The sequence below is a fragment of the Methylobacterium fujisawaense genome (genome assembly GCF_014138435.1).
In the GTDB taxonomy this organism is placed as follows: domain Bacteria; phylum Pseudomonadota; class Alphaproteobacteria; order Rhizobiales; family Beijerinckiaceae; genus Methylobacterium; species Methylobacterium fujisawaense.
Map to the genome: position 1 here is coordinate 804,903 of NZ_JACJIM010000002.1, position 21,009 is coordinate 825,911.

At 70.6% G+C, this 21,009-nt stretch carries 20 protein-coding genes; 15 read left to right on the forward strand and 5 right to left on the reverse strand.

Annotation, left to right across the window (positions count from 1 at the left end):
- Positions 1 to 24: 24 nt before the first annotated feature.
- The 4 genes from GGQ91_RS08575 to GGQ91_RS08590 all read left to right on the forward strand — a co-directional run bounded on the left by GGQ91_RS08575 (position 25) and on the right by GGQ91_RS08590 (position 3,413).
- Positions 25 to 786 (forward strand): 5-oxoprolinase subunit PxpA, encoded by a 762-nt coding sequence (locus tag GGQ91_RS08575; RefSeq protein WP_182591765.1) that lies wholly within the window; start codon positions 25 to 27, stop codon positions 784 to 786.
- Positions 783 to 1,514: a carboxyltransferase domain-containing protein gene (locus GGQ91_RS08580; RefSeq protein ID WP_182591766.1), complete on the forward strand. Its 732-nt coding sequence runs from the start codon at positions 783 to 785 to the stop codon at positions 1,512 to 1,514. The genes GGQ91_RS08575 and GGQ91_RS08580 overlap by 4 nt, the downstream gene beginning before the upstream one ends.
- Positions 1,514 to 2,530: a 5-oxoprolinase subunit C family protein gene (locus GGQ91_RS08585; RefSeq protein WP_182591767.1), complete on the forward strand. Its 1,017-nt coding sequence runs from the start codon at positions 1,514 to 1,516 to the stop codon at positions 2,528 to 2,530. The genes GGQ91_RS08580 and GGQ91_RS08585 overlap by 1 nt, the downstream gene beginning before the upstream one ends.
- A gap of 94 nt (positions 2,531 to 2,624) precedes the next feature.
- Complete coding sequence (locus GGQ91_RS08590) at positions 2,625 to 3,413, forward strand: aldolase (protein ID WP_182591768.1); 789 nt, start codon at positions 2,625 to 2,627, stop codon at positions 3,411 to 3,413.
- Positions 3,414 to 3,420: 7 nt separating this feature from the next.
- Here the strand turns inward: GGQ91_RS08590 and GGQ91_RS08595 are convergent, their stop codons facing one another.
- Entirely contained in the window at positions 3,421 to 4,716 is a 1,296-nt protein-coding gene (locus tag GGQ91_RS08595; protein ID WP_182591769.1) for a lytic murein transglycosylase, read from the reverse strand.
- Between the two features lie 134 nt (positions 4,717 to 4,850).
- Between GGQ91_RS08595 and GGQ91_RS08600 the strand changes: the two genes are divergently transcribed.
- The 3 genes from GGQ91_RS08600 (at position 4,851) to GGQ91_RS08610 (ending at position 7,121) form a co-directional block, all read left to right on the forward strand.
- A complete protein-coding gene (locus GGQ91_RS08600) occupies positions 4,851 to 5,345 on the forward strand; it encodes an SRPBCC family protein (protein WP_182591770.1) in 495 nt (164 codons plus the stop codon).
- A gap of 139 nt (positions 5,346 to 5,484) precedes the next feature.
- Positions 5,485 to 6,897: a pyruvate kinase gene (gene pyk, locus GGQ91_RS08605; protein WP_043382905.1), complete on the forward strand. Its 1,413-nt coding sequence runs from the start codon at positions 5,485 to 5,487 to the stop codon at positions 6,895 to 6,897.
- 95 nt (positions 6,898 to 6,992) lie between these two features.
- Positions 6,993 to 7,121 (forward strand): hypothetical protein, encoded by a 129-nt coding sequence (locus tag GGQ91_RS08610; protein WP_043354815.1) that lies wholly within the window; start codon positions 6,993 to 6,995, stop codon positions 7,119 to 7,121.
- A gap of 97 nt (positions 7,122 to 7,218) precedes the next feature.
- On the opposite strand, the gene GGQ91_RS08615 is transcribed toward GGQ91_RS08610, so the two are convergent.
- The gene (locus GGQ91_RS08615; RefSeq protein ID WP_043758741.1) at positions 7,219 to 8,406 is read right to left on the reverse strand and encodes a patatin-like phospholipase family protein; all 1,188 of its coding nucleotides are present in this window, start codon (positions 8,404 to 8,406) and stop codon (positions 7,219 to 7,221) included.
- 435 nt (positions 8,407 to 8,841) lie between these two features.
- On the opposite strand from GGQ91_RS08615, the gene GGQ91_RS08620 reads away from it, so the two are divergent.
- Positions 8,842 to 9,378 carry a GcrA family cell cycle regulator gene (locus GGQ91_RS08620; RefSeq protein WP_043346762.1) on the forward strand — a complete coding sequence of 179 codons (537 nt, stop codon included), beginning with the start codon at positions 8,842 to 8,844 and terminating at the stop codon, positions 9,376 to 9,378.
- 12 nt (positions 9,379 to 9,390) lie between these two features.
- On the opposite strand, the gene GGQ91_RS08625 is transcribed toward GGQ91_RS08620, so the two are convergent.
- Positions 9,391 to 10,281, reverse strand: coding sequence for a TAXI family TRAP transporter solute-binding subunit (locus GGQ91_RS08625; protein ID WP_246410604.1), 891 nt, complete (start codon positions 10,279 to 10,281; stop codon positions 9,391 to 9,393).
- 338 nt (positions 10,282 to 10,619) lie between these two features.
- On the opposite strand from GGQ91_RS08625, the gene cysK reads away from it, so the two are divergent.
- From cysK to GGQ91_RS08650, 5 genes are all read left to right on the forward strand, one after another.
- The gene (gene cysK / locus GGQ91_RS08630) at positions 10,620 to 11,594 is read left to right on the forward strand and encodes a cysteine synthase A (RefSeq protein WP_043346761.1); all 975 of its coding nucleotides are present in this window, start codon (positions 10,620 to 10,622) and stop codon (positions 11,592 to 11,594) included.
- 304 nt (positions 11,595 to 11,898) lie between these two features.
- Positions 11,899 to 12,396, forward strand: a complete 498-nt coding sequence (locus GGQ91_RS08635) for a hypothetical protein (RefSeq protein ID WP_182591772.1) — start codon at positions 11,899 to 11,901, stop codon at positions 12,394 to 12,396.
- Between the two features lie 91 nt (positions 12,397 to 12,487).
- Entirely contained in the window at positions 12,488 to 12,667 is a 180-nt protein-coding gene (locus GGQ91_RS08640; RefSeq protein WP_182591773.1) for a hypothetical protein, read from the forward strand.
- Positions 12,667 to 12,981, forward strand: a complete 315-nt coding sequence (locus GGQ91_RS08645; protein WP_075380696.1) for a hypothetical protein — start codon at positions 12,667 to 12,669, stop codon at positions 12,979 to 12,981. The genes GGQ91_RS08640 and GGQ91_RS08645 overlap by 1 nt, the downstream gene beginning before the upstream one ends.
- Positions 12,978 to 13,136, forward strand: a complete 159-nt coding sequence (locus GGQ91_RS08650) for a hypothetical protein (RefSeq protein WP_182591774.1) — start codon at positions 12,978 to 12,980, stop codon at positions 13,134 to 13,136. Before GGQ91_RS08645 ends, GGQ91_RS08650 begins: the two co-directional genes overlap by 4 nt.
- 422 nt (positions 13,137 to 13,558) lie before the next feature.
- Here GGQ91_RS08650 and typA read toward each other — a convergent pair whose 3' ends face one another.
- The gene (gene typA / locus GGQ91_RS08655) at positions 13,559 to 15,382 is read right to left on the reverse strand and encodes a translational GTPase TypA (RefSeq protein ID WP_043346753.1); all 1,824 of its coding nucleotides are present in this window, start codon (positions 15,380 to 15,382) and stop codon (positions 13,559 to 13,561) included.
- Positions 15,383 to 15,811: 429 nt separating this feature from the next.
- Between typA and GGQ91_RS08660 the strand changes: the two genes are divergently transcribed.
- Both GGQ91_RS08660 and GGQ91_RS08665 read left to right on the forward strand, forming a co-directional pair.
- Entirely contained in the window at positions 15,812 to 18,460 is a 2,649-nt protein-coding gene (locus GGQ91_RS08660) for an ABC transporter transmembrane domain-containing protein (RefSeq protein WP_182591775.1), read from the forward strand.
- Positions 18,461 to 18,537: 77 nt separating this feature from the next.
- On the forward strand, positions 18,538 to 19,974 hold the full coding sequence (locus tag GGQ91_RS08665; RefSeq protein WP_182591776.1) for a cytochrome P450: 1,437 nt from the start codon (positions 18,538 to 18,540) through the stop codon (positions 19,972 to 19,974).
- Here the strand turns inward: GGQ91_RS08665 and GGQ91_RS08670 are convergent.
- A complete protein-coding gene (locus GGQ91_RS08670) occupies positions 19,964 to 20,848 on the reverse strand; it encodes an alpha/beta fold hydrolase (protein WP_043382924.1) in 885 nt (294 codons plus the stop codon). The two genes, GGQ91_RS08665 and GGQ91_RS08670, sit on opposite strands and share 11 nt — an antisense overlap.
- Positions 20,849 to 21,009: the final 161 nt, after the last annotated feature.

Below are 21,009 nucleotides of genomic sequence, written 5' to 3' on the forward strand. Positions count from 1 at the left end.
CGATCGGCACGCGGAGCGGCGGCGATGACCAGCGTGGACCTGAATTCCGACCTCGGCGAGGGCTACGGCGCCTATGCCTGCGGCGACGACGCGGCGATCCTCGGGATCGTCACCTCGGCCAACGTCGCCTGCGGCCTTCATGCGGGCGATCCCGAGATCATGGCCCGGACCTTCGCGCTGGCGAAGGCGCGCGGCGTCGCGGTCGGCGCCCATCCGGGCTTCCCCGACCTCTGGGGCTTCGGGCGGCGGCGGATGCCGTTCAGCCCGGACGAGATCGAGCGGCTCGTCGCCTACCAGATCGGCGCCGCCCAGGCGCTGGCCGCCTATGCCGGCCACCGCATCACCTACGTCAAGGCGCACGGGGCGCTGGCCAACGTCGCCGCCGAGGAGCGGCCGGTGGCCGATGCCATCGCCCGGGCCGTCCGTGCCGTGGACCGCGACCTCGCGCTGCTCGCCATCGCGCTGACCGCCCAGGTGCCGGCGGGCGAGGCCTGCGGCCTCGACGTGCATCAGGAGATCTTCGCCGATCGCGGTTACACGCCGACCGGGCTCCTGATCCCGCGCAGCCAGCCCGGCGCGATGATCACCGATGCCGGCGAGGCGGCCGACCGGGTCCTGCGCATGGTCGAGGCGGGCGCGATCCTCACGGCGGACGGCCGGACGCTGCCGACGCCGATCCGCTCGATCTGCGTCCACGGCGATTCGGCCCACGCCGTCGCCACGGCCCGCGCGGTGCGGACCCGACTGGAGGGCGCGGGCGTCACCCTGGCGCCGTTCCGGCCGTGAGCGCGGTCGCGGAGCCCCGGCTTCTCGACGCCGGCGAGGCGGCCCTCGTGGTCGAGTTCGGCAGCACGGTCGACCCGGCGATCAGCGACCGGGTCCTGGCGCTGGACGACGCCCTCGGGGCGGATCCGCCCGAGGGGCTGCGGGAGCGCGTGCCGACCTACCGCTCCCTGATGCTGCACTATGATCCGCTGGTGCTCGACCGCGCGACGCTCGCCGAACGGGTGCGGGCGCTGGTGTCGGGCGCGACCGCGCGCGCGTCCAATCCGACCCTGTGGACCCTGCCCTGCTGCTACGCTTCTCCGCATGGCGAGGACATCGCGCAGGTCGCCGAGCGCAGCGGGCTGTCGCCGGAGGCGGTGGTGTCGACCCATTCGGCCACGACGTTTCGGGTCTACATGTACGGCTTCGCGCCGGGCTTTGCCTATCTCGGCGGCCTGCCGGAGGCCCTGGCGGTGCCCCGGCGCGCGAGCCCGCGGCCGCCGCATCCGCGCAACGCCGTCATGATCGGCGGGGGTCTCGCCGCGGTGGCGACCGTGCCGATGCCGACCGGCTGGTACGTGCTCGGCGCGACGCCGGCCCGTCTCTACGCGCCCGAGCGCGACCCGAGCTTCTTCGTCGCCGCGGGTGACCAGATCCGCTTCGAACCGGTGGATTCCGCGACCTTCGACGCCCTGACAGCCCGGGAGGCGGCAGGCGAGCCGGTGGCCCGGCGCGGGGAGCCCCGCTGATGCCCGCCCTCGTCATCGAGTCCGCCGGACCCGGCGTAACCCTGCAGGACGGGGGCCGGCACGGCTACCTGCGCTACGGCATCACGGCCGCGGGTCCCATGGACCCGCTGATGCACGCCGCCGCCAACCGGGCGGCATCGAACGCCCTCGACGCCACCGTCGTCGAGATCTCCACCGGCGGCGTCACCGTCTCGGCGGAGGACGGACCCGTCGGGATCGTCCTGCTCGCGCCGGGTTTCCGCGTCGCGCTGGACGGGGTGCCGTTGCCCGATACGGTCGCGCTCACCCTGGAACCCGGCCAGAGGCTCGTCGTGCGGGCCGGCGATGCGGGCGCCTGGGGCTATCTGGCGGTCGCTGGGCGGCTCGACGTGGCGCCGGTCCTCGGATCGGCGGCGACCCATACTCGCTCGGGGCTCGGCGGCCTCGACGGGCGCGGCCTCGCTGCGGGCGACCGCCTGCCCGTCGCCGAGGGCCGGACCCTGGACGGGGCGCCGCAGCGGCTCGTCGCCCCCTGGCTCGACCGCGACGGCCGGGTGATCCGGGTGGTGCTGGGCCCGCAGGACGATTACTTCGCCCCCGACCAGATCGAGGCCTTCCTGGCGGGTCCCTGGACGGTCTCGCCGCGGGGCGACCGGATGGCCTGCTTCGTCGACGGCACGCCGCTCAAGCACGCCAAGGGGCACGACATCGTCTCCGACGGCGTCGCCATGGGGGCGATCCAGGTCCCCGGCAACGGCCTGCCGATTATCCTGATGGCCGATCGGCAATCCACCGGCGGCTACCCGAAGATCGCCACGGTCATCGGACCGGATCTCGGGCGGCTGGCGCAGGTCCGGGGCGGGGCGCGCCTGTCGTTCCGGCGCGTGTCGGTGGAGGAGGCGGTCGCGGCGCGGCGCGCCGAGCGCGATCTCCTGCGCGAGGCGGTGCCCCGCGAGCCGGTCATCCGCACGGATTTCGCGTCGGACTTCTTGCTCGGCCTCAACCTCGTCGGTGGCGTCACCGACGGCCGCAGCTGAGCGCAGATCGGCTGCGCTCAGGGACGCAAGTAGATAGAGTGCGGCACCGGCCGAGTCCCCGGCCCGATCCCGAGACACAGGAAAGCCCGCACGCATGGCGCACGCCGTTACCGCCCCGGGAAGCCCGCCCGCCCGCAGCAACGAGCCCCTGAACGCCGACAGCGTGCGTCGCGCCCGGATCGACCTCGCCGCCTGCCTGCGCTGGGCCGCCCGGAACGGTCTGGAAGAGGGGATCTGCAACCACTTCTCGGCGGTGCTGCCGGAGCGGCCCGACCTGATCCTGGTCAATCCCTACGGCCTCGCCTTCGCGGAGGTCACCGCGTCGAGCCTTCTGCTCTGCGACTTCCACGGCAACGTCGTCGAGGGCGAAGGTCAGCCCGAGGCCACCGCCTTCCACATCCATGCCGAGTTGCACCGGCTGAAGCCCCGCGCCCGGGCGGCGTTCCACACCCACATGCCCTATTCGACGGCCCTCGCCATGCTGGAGGGCGAGCCGCTGCTATGGGCGGGCCAGACGGCCCTGCGCTTCTACGGCCGGATCGCCGTGGACGAGGATTACAACGGGCTGGCGCTCGACGCGTCCGAGGGCCGGCGGATCGCCGAGAGCGCCGGCGAGGCGGACGTGGTGTTCCTGAAGAACCACGGCGTGATGGTGCTGGGCGAGACCATCGCGGAGGCCTGGGACGATCTCTACTATCTCGAGCGCGCCGCGCAGGCGCAGGTCCTGGCCATGAGCACGGGGCGCACGCTCAAGACCGTGCCCGAGGCGATCGTCAGGCACGTGGCGGCCCAGGAGGCGGCGGGACGCGCCGAGAGTGCGCGGCTGCACCTGGAGAGCGTCAAGCGGGTGCTGGCCCGGGACGAGCCCGCCTTCCTGGCGTAGACGCCGCTCAGGGCGTTGCCCGGACCCGGTCCAGCAGCGTGGCGTCGGCATAGCCGTCCGCCGGCAATCCGATCGACCCCTGGAAGGCGCGCAGTGCCGCCCGCGTCTTGGGGCCGATCTTGCCGTCGACCCCGCCGGTGGCGAAGCCGCGCTCCGTGAGCCGGGTCTGCAGATCGCGCCGCTCGTCGGCCGTGAGCGGCCGGTCGCCCCGCGGCCAGTCGTGCACCAGGCCCGGGTCGCCGCTCAGGCGATCCGACAGGAGCGCGACGGTGAGCGCGTAGGCCAGGGCCGTGTTGTAGCGCAGGATCACCGCGAAGTTCGGCTGCAGCAGGAAGGCGGGGCCGCGGATTCCGGCGGGCAGGATCAGGGTCGCCTCGGCCTCGTCCGGCATCGCGCGGTCACGCGCAGGCTTTACGCCGAGCGCCCGCCATGCCGCGATGGTGCGGACCGTCGTCTCGTCGGCGAGGGCCGCATCGAAATTCTCGGGCAGCGCCGCCTCGGCGCCCCAGCTTTCTCCGGGCTTCCAGCCGTGGGTGATGAGGTAATGAGCCGTCGACGCGAGCGCATCCGGCACCGAGGTCCAGATGTCGCGTCGTCCGTCGCCGTCGAAATCCACCGCCTCGCGCTGGTAGACGCTGGGCATGAACTGCGTGTGCCCCATGGCGCCGGCCCAGGATCCGGTGAGCCCCGCTTGCATCCGGTCGAGGGGCGCCTGGTTCCAGGCCAGGATCTGGAGCGCTGCCGTCAGTTCGTCGCGCCAGTAGGTGGAGCGATTGGGATCGCTGCAGCCGAGCGTCGCCAGCGAGCGGACGACCGGCTTCACCACCGCTGGATTGTCCAGCACGGCGCCGTAGCTCGATTCCACGCCCCAGAACGCCACCAGGATGTGGCGGTCGACCCCGTACCGGGCCTCGATGGCCGCGAGCGTGTCGGCGTGCTCGGCGAGCTTGCGCTGACCGGCCTCGATGCGGGCCGGCGTGACGCTGGCCTCGATGTAGTCCCAGATCGGCCGGACGAACTCCCCCTGGCTCTGCGTTGCGGCGAGCACGTCCGGATCGGGCGTCAGGGTGGCGAGCTGCGCCTCGGCGAGGCTCTGCGGCACGGCCCGCGCCGTGACCCAGGCGATCAGATCGGCCCGGCAGGTCTCGAAGGGCTGGGGCGTGGCCGGCGGGGATCGGTCCGGCCCCGCGGCGGCGAGCGTCGGCGCCACCAGACCGATCAGAAGTGAGGCTCCGGTCGTCAGGACCGTCCGCAGGGGGCCGCTCCAGGTCGCGGGCCGCATCGGCGCAGCACGATCGTCCATGGGCATCTCCGGTGATCCAGATGCGCGCGACGTAGCACACCGAGCCCGCGACGGCACCTTCAGCGGGGACTCGCCGTGACGGCGGCTCCGCCCCAAGTCGCGTCATGACAGTCCGAACGCCAGGAGACCGAACCGTGCAACGTGCTTATCTCACGGCGATCGGTACGGCCCTTCTGGCCGCCGGACCAGCCAGTGCCCTGGAAGTCACCCGCAGCCGCGACATCCCGGCCCCGCCGGCTGCCGTCTGGGCCCTGATCGGCGATTTCTGCGCGATCCAGAACTGGCACCCGCAGGTCCAGCGCTGCATCCTGTCGGGCGAGGACGACGACGACGGCATCCGCGCGCAGATCCGCGGCCTCGTCGTCAAGGGCGGCCTGGGCACGATCGCGGAAGTCGAGACCGCGCGCGACGAGACCGGCATGAGCTACAGCTACAGCTTCATCCAGGGCCCCCTGCCGGTGCGCGCCTACAACGCGACACTGGCGGTCCGCCCCAACGGTGAAGGGTCCACGGTGATCTGGAGCGCGACCTTCGACGCCGAGGGTATGAGCGACGCCGACGCGGTCGCCGACATCACCGGCGTGTTCGACGCCGGGCTTGCCGGGATCGCCCGGGAGACGGCCAGATAGGCGCCGGCCGAATCAGTCCGCCGCGCCAAACATCGCCTGGCCGGAGCCGCGGCGGTGCCGGGCACCGCTGTGTGCGGCGGCGGCGCGACCGAGCGCCCGGCTCGATTCCCAGAGACAGCCCCAGGAGGGCGAGACCCGCATGCGCCGTCACCGCCACGCCAAGATCGTCGCCACCGTCGGTCCCGCCAGCTCCACGCCGGACCAGCTCCGCGCCCTGTTCCTCGCCGGCGTCGACACGTTCCGGTTGAACTTCAGCCACGGCGTCCAGGCGGATCACGCCAAGGTCCACGCGGCGATCCGCGACCTGGAGAAGGAGGTGGGCCGGCCGATCGGCATCCTGCAGGATCTCCAGGGACCGAAGATCCGGATCGGCACGCTGCAAGGCGGCCGGCTCGATCTTCAGGCCGGGGAGACGGTGCGCTTCGTCCTCGAGGGCGCCGACGGCGACAAGCAGGCGATCCCGCTGCACCACCCGGAGATCTTCGACGCCGTCGTGCCGGGCCAGGAACTCCTCATCGACGACGGGCGGGTGCGGGTGCGGGTCACAGGGCCCGAGCGGACTTCCATCACCGCCGAGGTGATCACCGGCGGACCGATCTCGAACCGCAAGGGCGTGAACCTGCCGGGCACCCTGCTGGACCTCTCGCCGCTCACCGAGAAGGACCGGGCCGACCTCGCCTTCGGGCTGGATCTCGGCGTCGACTGGGTCGCCCTGTCCTTCGTCCAGAAGCCCTCCGACGTGATCGAGGCGCGGGGCATCATCGGCGACCGCGCCGGCATCATGTCGAAGATCGAGAAACCGCAGGCGCTGGACCGGATCGACGACATCATCCGGCTCTCCGATGCCGTGATGGTCGCCCGCGGCGATCTCGGCGTCGAGATCCCGCACGAGGACGTGCCGGCGCGGCAGAAGGAGCTGATCCGGGCCTGCCGGCTGGCCGTGAAGCCCGTGGTCGTGGCGACCCAGATGCTCGATTCCATGGTCAACGCCCCGGCGCCGACCCGGGCCGAGGCGTCGGACGTCGCCACCGCCATCTATGACGGCGCCGACGCGGTGATGCTCTCGGCGGAATCGGCGACCGGCCGCTACCCGGTCGAGGCGGTGGCGATGATGGACCGGATCATCCGCAGCGTGGAGGGGCACAAGCTCTATCACTCGATCATCGCGGCCTCGGAGCCGGGCGAGGAGGAGACGCCGCCGCATGCGGTGGCGACCGCCACGGCCGATCTCGCCGAGGCCGTGCGCGCCGCCGCGATCGTCGCCTACACGGCGAGCGGGACCACGGCGGCACGGGTGGCGCGCAAGCGTCCGGCCGCTGCGATCCTGGCCTTGACCCCGAACGTCGCAACCTCGCGGCGGTTGAGCCTGCTCTGGGGTGCGCACAGCGTCCTGACGGAGGATGTCGACAGCTACGAGGAAATGACCACGAAGGCCCGCCACCATGCGCAGGACGAGGGCTTCGCCAAGCCGAACGACATCATCGTGGTCACCGCCGGCATCCCGTTCCATTCGGCCGGCAACACCAACAACATCCGCCTGATGCAGATCTGAGCCGGCCGATCGGGAGCGTGATCTGGAACGCGGCCCACATCTCACCCGTTGATAGGAAGCTGCGCCATTTGGGCGCGATAACGGAGGGCCGAGCCATGAACCTGATCGGACGCATCGTCACCAAGATCCTCGGCAACGAGAACCGTCCCGTGTACCGCGACGACCGGAACGCCAGCTCGGCGACCCCGCTCGGCCGCCTCGTGACGAAGATCCTGGGCAAATAAGAGGTCGGCAGGACCGGGCCTGCGCCGGCAATCCAGCTCCGGGACCTGACATCGTCCACCGCGCGCCCTGTCGGGCGCGCGGCAAAACCCTGTTCGATCAGTGCGCCACGACGCTCGCGGTCTCTCTGAGGACCGGCGAAGCCGGAACCGTATGCTGCCAGAAGGTGCCGGTCCGGCCCTTCTCGAGGCCCGCATCGTAGAGCGCGCGCATGTAGGCGGTGTCGAAGCCCTTGGCGGCCGAGGCCTTGGGGCCGTTCTCGTCAATGTATGTCAGGTTGAAGCCGATGCCGTTGGCGCGCGCGAGCGCGTAGGTCGCGGTGAGCGTGGCCCGGGAGCGCGCCCGGCTCGCCGTCGTGAATGAGCGCTCGACGATCGAGAGCGTGTTGTCCTTCGTGACCTCGAAATCCGGCTCGAGACGGCCGTTGATCACCACGTAGATCTCGGCCTTGCCGCCCGTACGGATCCGTCCGTCGCGCAACAGGAGGCTCTGCGGCAGGGTGAAGACCGGCGTCACCACCGAGCCGTCCACATGCATCTCCTGGAAACGCGTGTCGCCGGCCGAAACGTCGATGAACTGGGGCGGGAACACCGCCGGAATGCTGGCCGAGGCCGCCAACACGTCGCGGAACAGCTCCCGGGCGTTCGGCACGCCGCTCGCCGCGATGGCGCCCATGTTCCAGATCACCGCCCGCTGGGAATCGAGGTTCGTCGTCACCACGAGGAGGCGCCGCCCCTTGGCATGCTCCTCGGCAACCGCCTTGAGGAGATCCGCCGTGACGTAGCGGTCGATCAGGCTGCGCAGGCGTCCGTCACCGAACAATCCGGAGCCGAACAGCACGTTTGCCAGGTTGGGCGAGGCCACCAGCTCACCCGCGACGCCGCTGGTGTAGAACTCGGTCAGATAGGGATCGTAGGCCGGTCCCAGAAACGCGAAGGGGGCGATCAGCGCGCCGGTCGAGACACCGGACACCAGGGTGAATTCCGGGCGCTTGCCGGAGGCTGTCCAGCCGTTGAGCACGCCCGCCCCGTAGGCGCCGTCACCGCCGCCGCCCGACAGGGCCAGATACGTGAAGCCCTTGAGGCGACGCTCCGGATTGGCGGCGAGCGCCGCGATCGTGTCCACCGACGCGTCGGCGAAGACGCGCGCACCGGGGACGCCGGGGATGGTCGCCAGCGCGGCCTGCTCGGCGCTGTACGGAGTCCGCGGGACGCTGCCGCACGCCGCGACCTGCCCCGCCAGCCCGAACGCCACTGCCATGCGCAGGCTGACCTGACGAAAACCCATCGTCGCTTCCTTGAACCGCGTAACGCGCCCACTCTGCCACACGGAACGAGCTTGGCCGTACAGCCTGTTCCACCATAGCCGGCTGAGCAGGACGATATGGCCGCGCTGTTGCGGAGGGGTCACGTTTCCACGGGATCCGGGCACAAGCGTGGCCGCCTCGATCGCACGGCCGAGGGGCCATCGGCCGCCGCCTTTGCCGGTGGACAGGCGCCGCGGCGGCCCGCATCGGGGGACCGGCCGCCCTTGCAACGCTCGCGAACGCCGCGCTAGGGTTCCCCCGTGGCCTGGCGAGACAGGGTGTCGCACGCGGTGCGGCAGCCGGCGCGCGAGGGCGCGGTCTGCGCGGCGACACGGTCGGCCGAGATAAGGCGTCCGGCGGCCTGAACACACGGCCTCGCTTTCGGGAACGCAGCCGAGCCGCAGGGGGCGGAGGGGATGATGGAACCGGTTCTCGGCTGGACGGATGATCGCGTGGCGCTGCTGCGCCGGTTGTGGGAAGACGGGCAGAGCGCCAGCAAGATCGCGGCGCAGCTCGGCGGCGTCACCCGCAATGCGGTGATCGGCAAGGTCCATCGCCTCGGTCTGGCCGGGCGTGCCCGGGGTGGCGAGGAGGCTCCCGCCGCCGCGCCGCCGTCGAAGACCGTCGAGATCGAGACCGCCATCGCGGTGGTCGAGACACAGGCGCCCGAGCCGGTGGCGATCCTCGCCCATCGTCCGGCCCCCGAATTTCCCGCGCCCGCGCCCGTGCCGGCTCCGGAGCCAGTGGCTCTGGCGGTCTCGCAACGCGTGACCATCATGGACCTGCGGGAATCCATGTGCCGCTGGCCGCTTGGCGATCCGACGACCCCGGAATTCCGGTTCTGCGGCGCCCGGTCGATCACCGGGCTGCCCTATTGCACCCACCACGCCGAGATCGCCTACCAGCCGGCAGCCGAGCGGAAACGCGACCGCCGCGTCGCCTCCTTCCGCTGAAGCCCGGCGGACTCAGCGCAGGCTCACGCCCGCTTCGCGGAGGAGGCGGGCGGTCCCGGGATTGATCCTGTCCGCCGGGACGAGGCCGACGAGGTTCTTCGGCTGGGCGGTGGCCAAGTCCGTGCGCGCCAGCGCCGCCGCGAGGCGATAGGCCGCGTCCTCGCGGAGGCTGGGCCGCGCGAGCATGAAGCTCCAGGATCCGACCGTCTCGATCGGGTCCGTCTGGCCGGCGAAGCTGCCCGCCGGGACCGTCAGGCGCCGCGTTGCCACGCCCGGCTGCGCGAGGCGCGCGATTCCCGACTCGGACGGTCCGAAGAAGCGGGCTCCGCCCGGATCGGCGGCCAGAGCATGGAAGCCCGGCCAGTCGAGGCCGCCGCCCCAGAGCGCGTCGGCGCGGCCCTCCCGCACCAGGGCCGGACCGTCGCCGGCCCGGTCGAGCAGCATCGGGCTGATGTCCCGCTCGGGATCGAGACCCGAGGCGCTGAGGGCGCTCCGGCCCATGACGGTGAGCCCCGAATTATGGGTGCCGAGCACGACCCTGCGCCCGCGCAGATCCGACACGGAGCGGATCGCACTGCCGGCCGGAACCACGAACAGGCCCGGCGTCGGGTACATCGGCGCCAGAACGGTCAGGTCGCCGCCTTCGGCGAGGGCCGGATAGGCGTACGCGCCCTGTACGAGGCCGAGATCGACCCGGCCGGTGCGGAGGAGGCCGACATTCTCGGCCGACCCGCCGGTGGCACGCCGCTCGATCGCCAAAGTCGGGTCGACGGCCGCGATGGCGTGGGCGAGCGTCTCGCCGAAAGCTGGAAAGCCACCGCCCGGCGTCGCGGTGGCGAGCACGAGGCGGACCACCTCGCTCCCCCAGGTCGGCCGTGCCAGGATCACCCCGAAGCCGGCCAACAGAGCGACCCGACGAGTCGGCCCTCGGGGCCGTCCCAGCCCTCCCGATGCGGACGACGCGCCGATCCCGCCGGTCGTCGCGACGGGGGCTGGAGAATGAAATTCCATCAGGCTCGGACCAATCGATAAAGGCCTTCCATCCGGGGCCGAATGCCCTTGAAATAATGAAAAGAACTTTCGGTAAGGGCACTTAGCCCGATTGCTCCGGCCGCGGCAACGCGATATCGCAGCCTCCCGTCCGGAACCGGCCGGGCCGGCCTCGCGTGAGCGATCCCTTGGCGCGGCCCGTCCCGGACCCGAAATCTGTCAGATCCTTCAACACGCGCAGGAGTTCCCCGATGGCCGATACCATCAACGCACCGGCGAAGGTCGGCCACGGCCGGGTCTACGGCTCGATCACCGAGACGATCGGCAACACCCCGCTGGTGCGCCTCAACCGGCTGCCCAAGGAGCACGGGGTCGATGCCGAGATCCTGCTCAAGCTCGAATTCTTCAACCCGATCGCCAGCGTCAAGGACCGCATCGGCGTCAACATGATCGACGCGCTGGAGGCCTCCGGCAAGCTCCAGCCTGGCGGCACGCTGGTCGAGCCGACCTCGGGCAACACCGGCATCGCCCTCGCCTTCACGGCCGCCGCCCGCGGCTACCGGCTCATCCTGGTGATGCCCGAGACCATGTCGCTGGAGCGGCGCAAGATGCTCGCCTTCCTGGGAGCGGAGCTGGCGCTCACCCCCGGCGCACAAGGCATGAAGGGCGCGATCGCGAAGGCCGAGGAACTCCTGAAGGAGATCCCGGGCGCCGTGATGCCACAGCAATTCTCGAACCCCGCCAACCCCGAGATTCACCGGAAGACCACCGCCGAGGAGATCTGGAGCGACACCGGCGGCCAGCTCGACGCGTTCGTGGCCGGCGTCGGCACCGGCGGCACCGTGACGGGCGTCGGCGAGGTGCTGAAGCCGCGCCTGCCGAACCTGAAGGTCTTCGCCGTGGAGCCGGAGGATTCCCCGGTGATCTCCGGCGGCCAGCCCGGCCCGCACAAGATCCAGGGCATCGGCGCCGGCTTCATTCCGGACAACCTTCACACCGACATCCTCGACGGCGTCCTGAAGGTCACCAATCAGGCCGCCTTCGAGACCGCCCGGGCCCTCGCCCGCCTGGAAGGCATCCCCGGCGGCATCTCCACCGGCGGCAACGTCGCCGCGGCGCTGGAGCTGGCCAAGCGGCCCGAATTCCAGGGCAAGCGCATCGTGACCGTCGCCTGCTCCTTCGCCGAGCGCTACATCTCGTCGGCCCTGTTCGACGGCATCGGTTAGGCGCTATCGGAGCGGCCCTCGGGCCGCTCCAACACGGGTGTCCCGGGAATCGCGCCGGCACCGTTCGGCGCGAGACATATACCCCACAGAGGCCGGATTTGGCGCACCGCCTGAATGGGACCACCACACCAAGAGAACTCTCGAATAGTGAAACTGATCTTTGTAAGATTCATTTCAGGCCATTTTGCCTATAAACACTACAGATCAATTGGTATAGTTCGCGCCGCTCCGAAAAGCGCCGCATCTAGATCCGGAAAAGCCTTTCCGGTAACGCCAGACCCGTCGATCGGGTGGCGATTCTCTGATGCGCGGTCTCTTTATTCTTATGCTCAGCCTCTGGGCTCAGGCCGCGCTCGCGCAGGGCTTCGCGCTGCACGACCTAACCGGGCTGGCCGAAGCTTCCAGAACCGCCCTCGGGCCGGAGGCCGCCGCGCAGGCCGCACCGCTTCATCTCGGCGTGAATTGTTCGTCCTGCAGGGGTGCGCCGACGATCGAGCTGCAGCTCGGGCGCCTGACCGACGGGACGGAAGAGCGGGTGCGCTCCGGCAGGACGTCCCTCGGCGCGCTCGAAACGCTCTGCGTTCGGCGGAACCCGGATTGCCGACTCTCGGCCCTGCCGGCCGGCCCGGCGATCGGCTGGCTGAGTGTCTACGCGCTGGAACGCGGTGCGGGCGCGACCGCCGTCATCCTCCGGGGTGGCGATCTGCTGACGATCGAGGCCCGCGCGGCGGATCGCGGGGCTGCCGAGGATTCCGTGCGTCGCCTGACTGAGGCCGTCCTGCCGCGGATCGTCGGCCCCTGACATCAGGGGACCGCCGGCGGTCGATCGCCTCGGCCCCCGCAACCCTCCTGCGCCGCCTCCGTTGTCCCTCGAAGAGGCAGCGAGGCGAGCCATGACAGAGCAGACCGGACAGACGCCGCGGGAAAGTCCTGAAGCCGACAAGGCCAGTGAGATCGGGACCCCGCGCGAGAAGCTCGGCCAGATGGAAGACAAGGCCAGGAGCGGCACCGACCTTGGCGAAGCCATCGACCGCGCCACCGCCGCCGTCGGTCAGGACGACGGGAAGCGCTGATGAGCCGAGCGACGAGCGAATCCGAGACAGTCACCCGCAAGCCCGACGACGCGGTCGGGTCGCGCGGAACCCCGCCGGCGGGGGGTGGTCACCAAACACCCGAGCAGGCGGCGATCACCGACATGGGATCCGGTGGAACGCCACGGAGCGAGCCGAAGGAGGGCTGGGGTTCGACCGGCGAGCCCGGACGCGCGCCGCCCGCCATCGGCGGTTCTTCCGGCGGCCATTCGGACCAGAAAGCCTCGCGGGGCCCGGCCGCGGACACCAAAGTCGCGGCCGGCCATTCACGCGCCGAGCAGGAGACCCAGGAATGACCGAGCGCCGCGAGACCGAACCGCAGCCGGAGAAGCCGAAGAACGTCGCCCCCGACGCGGTGAAGGACCCGAACGAGAAGACCGAGGGCAAGCCCGGCCTGGGCACGCCCTCCGGAGGCACGCAGAACGACGAGACCGATCCCGGCGGCAGCTGACGCGACAGAGCCGCACCGCGACGCGGTGCGGCTGCTCGCGGCTCAGGAGAGGCGGAGAGGGATCGGTCCGGCCGCCAGCGGCACGTCGCCGGGGCGGCAGCCGGTCTCGAGGCAGGCGTAGCGGATCGCATCCTGACGGCTGCGGAAGATGCCTCCAGCACGCCCACCAGCCTCCACGGCCACCCAATGCCCCTCGCCGTCTTGACCGACGAGATAGGAGGGCGGCGCAGAGGCGGCAGGCGGGAGCGACGGGATTGGATTCAACGCGACGGACATCGGTGTCACGGGGTTCACGCGGGCCTCTCGGGTCCGCCGCACCGAGGTATTGTCCCCGGCATAAGGGTTCGATGGGCCCGAGATCAGCCGGACATAAGGGCTGCATCAGCAACCGGGCCTGAGCGCCCGGTTGCCGGTCGTTCAGCTCAGGCGGCGTTTTCCTTGGAGCGCTCCGCCCGCTTGCGGTCGTTCGGGTCGAGGATCGCCTTACGCAGGCGGATCGACTTCGGCGTCACCTCGACGAGTTCGTCGTCCTGGATCCAGGCCAGCGAGCGCTCCAGGGTCATACGGATCGGCGGGGTGAGGCGCACGGCCTCGTCCTTCGACGTGGTGCGGATGTTGGTGAGCTTCTTGCCCTTGAGCACGTTCACCTCGAGATCGTTCTCGCGGTTGTGCTCGCCGACGATCATGCCCTGGTAGACCTTCCAGCCCGGCTCGATCATCATCGGGCCGCGGTCCTCCAGGTTCCACATGGCGTAGGCGACAGCCTCGCCCTGGTCGTTGGAGATCAGCACGCCGTTGCGCCGGCCCGGCATCTCGCCCTTGTAGGGCTCGTAGGCCTTGAACAGCCGGTTCATGATCGCGGTGCCGCGGGTGTCGGTGAGCAGCTCGCCCTGGTAGCCGATCAGGCCACGGGTCGGGGCGTGGAAGACGAGGCGCAGGCGATTGCCGCCCGACGGCCGCATCTCCAGCATCTCGGCCTTCCGCTCGGACATCTTCTGCACGACGACGCCGGAATGCTCCTCGTCGACGTCGATCACGACCTCCTCGATCGGCTCCAGGAGCCCGCCGGCCTCGTCGCGCTCGAACACGACGCGCGGCCGCGAGACGGCGATCTCGAAGCCCTCGCGGCGCATGGTCTCGATCAGGATCGAGAGCTGCAGCTCGCCGCGGCCCGAGACGTAGAACGAGTCCTTGTCGGCCGCCTCCTCGATCTTGAGCGTGACGTTGCCCTCGGCCTCCTTGAACAGGCGGTCGCGGATCATGCGGCTCGTGACCTTGTCGCCCTCGGTGCCCGCGAGCGGGCTGTCGTTGACGATGAACGACATCGTCACCGTCGGCGGGTCGATCGGCTGCGCCTGGATCGGGGTGTCGACCTGCGGGTCGCAGAAGGTATCGGCCACGGTGCCCTTCATGAGGCCGGCGATCGACACGATGTCGCCCGCCTCGCCCACGTCGATGGGCGCACGCTCAAGGCCGCGGAAGGCGAGGATCTTCGACACGCGGCCGGTCTCGACCACCTTGCCGGTGCGGTCGAGGACCTTGATCGACTGGTTGGGCTTCACCGAGCCCGAAGCGATCCGGCCGGTGATGATCCGGCCGAGGAAGGGGTTGGCCTCCAGCAGGGTGCCGAGCATCCGGAACGGCCCATCCTCGGTCTTGGCCGGCGGCACGTGCTTCAGCACGAGGTCGAACAGCGGCTCCAGGCCCACCGACGGGTCGGCCTCCGGGCTGTCGGCCATCCAGCCGTTACGGCCCGACCCGTAGAGGATCGGGAAGTCGAGCTGTTCGTCGGTGGCGTCGAGGGCCGCGAACAGGTCGAACACCTCGTTCACCACCTCATTGATCCGGGCGTCCGGCCGGTCGACCTTGTTGATCGCCACGATCGGACGCAGGCCGATCTTGAGCGCCTTGCCGACCACGAACTTGGTCTGCGGCATCGGCCCTTCGGCCGCATCCACCAGAACGATCACGCCGTCGACCATCGACAGGATACGCTCGACCTCGCCGCCGAAATCGGCGTGGCCGGGGGTGTCGACGATATTGACGCGGGTGTCCTTCCAGACGACCGACGTCGCCTTGGCGAGGATCGTGATGCCACGCTCCTTCTCGAGGTCGTTCGAGTCCATCGCCCGCTCCTCGACCCGCTGATTCTCGCGGAAGGTGCCGGACTGAGCCAGCAGCTTGTCGACGAGCGTCGTCTTGCCGTGGTCGACGTGAGCGATGATGGCGATGTTGCGCAGATTCATGGCGGCCCGAAACGGGTTGTGCCGGCTCCCTGGCGGCCGCGCGGCGCGGCCGTCCGCGCCGGTTCAGGTACGGAGTCGTGGTGGTTGCGTCGCAATATAAGGACGCGCGCTCTTGAGCAAGGCCGCTGACGTCATGGGCGCACCGCGCGGGCCGGATTGCTGGGGGCGGCTCTCGACTGCGGCACCGGCGCCACGCCTGCGGCTGGGCCCGGCGCGAGCCGCCGTTGCAGGGCAGATCTGCATGCCCCCCGCATCGCAGGATACCCTATATGACGGCGCGATCACGCCGCGACCGGCGCGCCGCCGTCCGTATCGGGGTGTATTGGATGAAACCGGATCCCTCGGGTAGCGTATCGACCAGGGTCAAGCGTCCGACTGCGGCGATTCGGCCCTCGGGCCGCCAGGGCGGGCTTTCGTCGGAAGGACACGATGCGCGCGCTTGAGCCGCGGCTGTTCCCGTACATCTGGCGCTATTCGAAGGGCAATCAGCTCAGGATCTGCGCCGTCGTGCTGGCGTCGCTCCCGTTCTACTTCGCCTCCCTCGACCTGCCGAAGCGCATCGTCAACGACGCGATCACCGGCAAGGCCTACGCGCATGGCGAGGCGACCGCCCCATTCCTCGAACTCACCGTGGACTGGCCCGCGGCGCTCGGCGGCGGCACGACGCACCTGTTCGAGGGCTTCCAGCTCGACCGCTTCGAGCTGCTCCTGAGCCTGTCGAGCCTGTTCCTCGGCCTCGTCCTGATCAACGGCGCGTTCAAGTTCTGGATCAACCTGCAGAAGGGCATGCTCGGCGAGCGGATGCTGCGCCGCCTGCGCTTCCAGCTCTTCGCGCTGATGCTGCGTTTCTCGCCGGAGACGCAGCGGGAGGTGAAATCCTCCGAGACGGCGACGATCATTCGCGACGAGGTCGAGCCGATCGGCGCCTTCATCGGCGACGCCATTGTGGTGCCGGTGTTCCAGGGCTGCCAGGCCGCCACCGCGCTGGCCTTCATCATGATGCAGAACATCTGGCTCGGCATCGCGGCCGGCGGCATGGTCGCCGTGCAGATGATCGTGATTCCGCGGCTGCGACGGGAGATCATCCGCCTGAGCCGGCAGCGCCAGATCGCCTCCCGGGCCCTGGCCGGCCGCGTCGCCGAAGTGCTCGACGGGCTGCAGGCGGTGATGCTCAACGACACCGGCCGCTGGGAGCGGGCCGAGATCGGCGGACGGCTCTACGACCTCTACGACCTGCGGCTGAAAATCTACCGCCGCAAGTTCGCGGTAAAGTACCTCAACAACCTGCTCGCGCAGGTGACGCCGTTCCTGTTTTACGCGATCGGCGGGTACTTCGCCCTGAAGGGAGAGCTCGACATCGGCCAGCTCGTGGCGGTGCTCGCCGCCTATCGCGATCTGCCCCCGCCCCTCAAGGAGCTGATCGACTGGGATCAGCAGCGCCTCGACGTCGAGGTCAAGTACGAGACCGTGGCGGCCCATTTCGGCCCGCACCGCCTGCGGCCGGTGGAGCGCGAAGCCGAGCTGCCGCCGCCACGCCTCGGCAGCCCGCTGCGTCTCGAAGGCCTGTCCCTGCGCGATCCGCAGGGGGGGGCCCCGATCGAGGTCGGCGACGCCGAGATCCGCCTGCCGGGGCGGCTTGCCCTGGTGCCGGCCGGCCCGGTGGCGCAGGAATTCGCCCGGGTCCTGGCCGGGCTGCAGCTACCGCCCGGGGGCACGATCCGGATCGGCGATCACGACCTGTCCACCCTGCCGCGACGGGATCACGCGCACCGCATCGCGTATGCCGGCATCCAACCCGTGCTGTTCCCGGGAACGCTGCGCGACAATGTCCTGTACGGGCTGCGCGTCCAGCCGCTGCGCACGCACATCCTCGATCTCAGCAAGACGCGGATCAACGAGGCGGTGAAGACCGGCAATCCCTGCGACAGCGTCGACGATCCCTGGATCGATTTCGGACGCCTCGGGGTTCGCGACGCCCTGGATCTCGACGATCGTCTGCTCGACCTGCTCGGCCGGCTCGACCTCGGCGACGATCTCTACAGGTTCGGGCTCGGCGCCCTCAGTTCGGTGGCCCACGACACGCCGGTGGGCCAGCGGATGATCGCGGCGCGGGAGCACCTGCGGGAGCATTTCGCCCAGAAGGGCCTCGCCGACCTCGTGATCCCATTCGCCCGGGGCCGCTACAACGATCAGGCGACCGTGGCGGAGAACCTGCTGTTCGGCGTCCCCCGGGATACGTCGCTGACGGATCCGCGCCGTCTCGCCGGCGTGCCCATGTTCCGCGAGGCGCTGGAGAAGGTGAAGCTCCTCGACGAACTCGACCGGATGGGCGTCGCCATCGCCAGCAACCTGAAGGACATTTTCGCCGACGTGCCGCCGGGCCACCCGCTGTTCCGGCGGTTCTCGCTGATCACCCCGGACGCGCTGCCGGATTACCTGCGCCGCCTCGGTCGCCTGCCCGCGGCGGGGCGCCTCAGCGAAGCCGACAGCGTGGCCTTCCTGGCGCTGGCCCTGGCCTATGTCGAGCCGCGGATGCGCTTCGGCCTCCTCAATCAACCGCTGACCAAGCGGATCGTCGGCGCACGGGGTGTCGTGCAGGGCTTCATGCACGGCGACGACGGATACGACGTCGAATCCTACGATCCGAACCGGATCAACCCGCGCAGCACCGTGCTGGACAACCTGTTGTTCGGCCGCATCGACACGGTGCGGATGCACGGCGAGACGCTGATCCAGCGGGAAGCCCGCGCGGTGTTCCGGGAATTCGACCTGGAGCGGCCGATCCAGCGGCGCGGCCTCGAGAAGGAGGTCGGAAATCGCGGGCAGCTCCTGCCGGAGCGGGTCCGGGTTCGTATTGGCCTCGCCCGGGCGATCCTGCGCGAGCCGGAGATCCTCGTGGTCGACCGGGTGGACGAGCATCTGGAGCACGGCGTCGGGACGCTGCTCGACGTGACGGAAGCCACCCTGCCCCGTGCCAGCCTGGTGGCCAGCCTCTCGACGGACTCGGATCCGGCCCGCTTCCCCGCGCGATTGGCGCTCGGAAGTGCCGAAACGCGCCTGCGGACGGCGGCGGAATGACGTAGGCGTGACCGGTCCGCGCGGCGTGCGGACGGCGGTTTACAGGCTTGCCCGTCTTCGGCACAGGATGGCGCCACATGCCCATACTTTCGGACGCGAGCGCGAGACCGGACCGGACGACCCCGAGCCTTGCCGGCCTGCCGCGCGTGGTGCCGCCGCACCGTGCGCCACCGGAGCGGGAGCTGCCGCTCGCCGCCTACCTGCGCTCGATTCGCGACAACGCGCTGGAGGGGTTCCCCCGGCGCGCCTTCGAGGAGCCGGTCACCCGCCGGGGGCTTCTCGGACGGTCGAGCTTCGTCCTGAGCGACCCGGAGGCGATCCGCCGGGTTCTGGTCGAGAATCAGGCGAACTACGCCCGCACCACCGGAACGACCCGCATCCTGCGCCCGATCCTCGGCGACGGACTCCTGATCAGCGAGGGTTCGGCCTGGCGGCACCAGCGCCGGACCCTTGCGCCCGCCTTCACGCCACGGGCCATCGACGGGCTGGTGCCCCATATCGACGCCGCCCTGGCGGACGGGATGGATCGGATCGCCGCCGAGGCTGCGACGGGGCCGGTCGATCTGTTCACGTCGTTCTACAGGCTCGCCCTCGAGATCGCCGGGCGCGCCATGTTCTCGGTGGGCATGGACGAGCACGGCGCGGAGCTGCGCCGGTTCATCGCCGAATATGCCGAGCGGATGGGCCGGCCGCATCTCCTCGACATCGTGATCCCCCCGGGCTGGCCGGTGCCCCTCGACTGGTCCCGCGCGCGGTTCCGCCGCCGCTGGATCCCGTTCCTCGACCGGATCATCGCGGCGCGCCGGGACGCCGAGCGGGACAGGCCGCACGCGGGCGACCTCCTCGACCTGCTCGCGGCGGCGCGCAATCCCGATACGGGGGCTGCCTTCACCGCCGACGAATTGCGCGACCAGGTCGCCACCATGATCCTGGCCGGCCACGAAACCACGGCCGGCACGCTGTTCTGGGCGGCCTACCTGCTGGCCCTCGCCCCGGAGATGCAGGAGCGGGTCGCCGCCGAGGCGCGCAGCGCCGACCTGACCGATCCCACCGGCTGCCAGAGCGACGGTCGCCTGCCGCTCACCCGCGCTGTGATCGACGAGACGCTGCGCCTGTATCCCGCGGCGTTCGTGGTCGTCCGGCGGGCACTCGGTCCCGATTCGGTTGCCGGGCATGCGGTGAAGGCGAGCGACATCGTCATGGTCAGCCCCTGGGTGCTCCATCGGCACCGGACGCTGTGGTCGGATCCGGACGCGTTCGATCCGGGCCGCTTCCTGCCGGGCGCCCCCGCGCCGCGGCGCTTCGCCTACCTGCCCTTCGGAGCAGGCCCCCGGGTCTGCATCGGCGCGCAGTTCGCCCTGAGCGAGGCCGTCCTGTCCCTGGCGCGTCTGCTGGCGCGGTTCCGGCTCGTGCTCGACGAGCGCGAACCGGTCCTGCCCCAGGCGGTGGTGACGACGCAGCCGGACCGGCCGGCGCGATTCCGTCTGATCCCCCGGGATCCGGTCAGCCCTTGATCCCGGTGATCGTCGCCGAGATCGCCCGGGGATCGCGCATCGGCCAGCGGCCGCTCTCCACCTGCGCCAGGAATTCGTCGAGGAGTCGGTTGTAGGCATCCGGCTCCTCGACGGAGAGGGCGTGGCCGGTATTGGGCAGGACCGCGAGGGCCGCCGACGGGATCACCTGCTTCAGCATGAGGCTCGGGGCGAGGCAGGGCCAGTCCTCGTCGCCGGCGACGATCAGGGTCGGAACGGTCATGCGGCGCAAGGCGTCCGTGAGATCGTAGAGCGACGGGCGGCCCTTCTGCACGCCGGCCTGGGTGTTGGCCGAGCCGAGGGCCGAGTGTTCTGCGAGCATCCGCTTGAATTCGGCATGTCCGCGCGGATCCTTGGCCTCGAACTGCACCCGCGTCGGCCCGACGGCGTAGCGCTCGGCGAAAGCGGCCATGCCGTCACGACGCAGCATCGCCGCGGTGGCGTCGGCCTCGGCGCGGAACATCGCCTGCCGCTCGGGTTCGGCGCCGTAGCCACAGCCGCCGAGACAGAGCGACAGCGCGCGGTCGGGATGCCGGAGGCCGAAATGCAAAGTTGCGAAGGCGCCCATCGAGATGCCGGCGACATGGGCCTTCGGCGCGCCGAGATGGTCGAGGATGGCCAGGATGTCGTCGGCGGCACGCGCCTGCGAGTAGGCGGAGACGGCCTCCGGGACGTCGGAAGGCGGGTAGCCGCGGGCGTTGAACGCGATCGCGTGGTAGCGCCTTCCGAAATGGCGCAGTTGCGCCTCGTAGCTGCGATGGTCGCCGGCGAATTCATGCACGAAGATCAGCGGCGTACCCCGACCGCTCTCCTCGTAGTGGAGCCGGATCCCGTCATCCGTCGCGGCGCTCGGCATGGCTACCCTTTCACCAATCTCCCCCGAGATTTGCGACATGGTGCGACGGCGCGCCCGGTCGAGAGCCGAGGCCGCGGATCGAAAGGGGACCGACACGACGAAGCCGCACCCGGCGGGCCGGGCGCGGCTTGCGGTCTACCGTGCCGGCGGGGATGGTCCCC

Excerpts from the sequence above, each read along its gene's own strand:
- GGQ91_RS08575 (WP_182591765.1), top strand. The coding sequence starts at position 25 with ATGACCAGCGTGGACCTGAATTCCGACCTCGGCGAGGGCTACGGCGCC.
- GGQ91_RS08585 (WP_182591767.1), top strand. The coding sequence starts at position 1,514 with ATGCCCGCCCTCGTCATCGAGTCCGCCGGACCCGGCGTAACCCTGCAG.
- GGQ91_RS08590 (WP_182591768.1), top strand. The coding sequence starts at position 2,625 with ATGGCGCACGCCGTTACCGCCCCGGGAAGCCCGCCCGCCCGCAGCAAC.
- GGQ91_RS08595 (WP_182591769.1), bottom strand. The coding sequence starts at position 4,716 with ATGGACGATCGTGCTGCGCCGATGCGGCCCGCGACCTGGAGCGGCCCC.
- pyk (WP_043382905.1), top strand. The coding sequence starts at position 5,485 with ATGCGCCGTCACCGCCACGCCAAGATCGTCGCCACCGTCGGTCCCGCC.
- GGQ91_RS08610 (WP_043354815.1), top strand. The coding sequence starts at position 6,993 with ATGAACCTGATCGGACGCATCGTCACCAAGATCCTCGGCAACGAGAAC.
- GGQ91_RS08615 (WP_043758741.1), bottom strand. The coding sequence starts at position 8,406 with ATGGGTTTTCGTCAGGTCAGCCTGCGCATGGCAGTGGCGTTCGGGCTG.
- GGQ91_RS08620 (WP_043346762.1), top strand. The coding sequence starts at position 8,842 with ATGATGGAACCGGTTCTCGGCTGGACGGATGATCGCGTGGCGCTGCTG.
- cysK (WP_043346761.1), top strand. The coding sequence starts at position 10,620 with ATGGCCGATACCATCAACGCACCGGCGAAGGTCGGCCACGGCCGGGTC.
- GGQ91_RS08635 (WP_182591772.1), top strand. The coding sequence starts at position 11,899 with ATGCGCGGTCTCTTTATTCTTATGCTCAGCCTCTGGGCTCAGGCCGCG.
- GGQ91_RS08640 (WP_182591773.1), top strand. The coding sequence starts at position 12,488 with ATGACAGAGCAGACCGGACAGACGCCGCGGGAAAGTCCTGAAGCCGAC.
- GGQ91_RS08645 (WP_075380696.1), top strand. The coding sequence starts at position 12,667 with ATGAGCCGAGCGACGAGCGAATCCGAGACAGTCACCCGCAAGCCCGAC.
- GGQ91_RS08650 (WP_182591774.1), top strand. The coding sequence starts at position 12,978 with ATGACCGAGCGCCGCGAGACCGAACCGCAGCCGGAGAAGCCGAAGAAC.
- typA (WP_043346753.1), bottom strand. The coding sequence starts at position 15,382 with ATGAATCTGCGCAACATCGCCATCATCGCTCACGTCGACCACGGCAAG.
- GGQ91_RS08660 (WP_182591775.1), top strand. The coding sequence starts at position 15,812 with ATGCGCGCGCTTGAGCCGCGGCTGTTCCCGTACATCTGGCGCTATTCG.
- GGQ91_RS08665 (WP_182591776.1), top strand. The coding sequence starts at position 18,538 with ATGCCCATACTTTCGGACGCGAGCGCGAGACCGGACCGGACGACCCCG.
- GGQ91_RS08670 (WP_043382924.1), bottom strand. The coding sequence starts at position 20,848 with ATGCCGAGCGCCGCGACGGATGACGGGATCCGGCTCCACTACGAGGAG.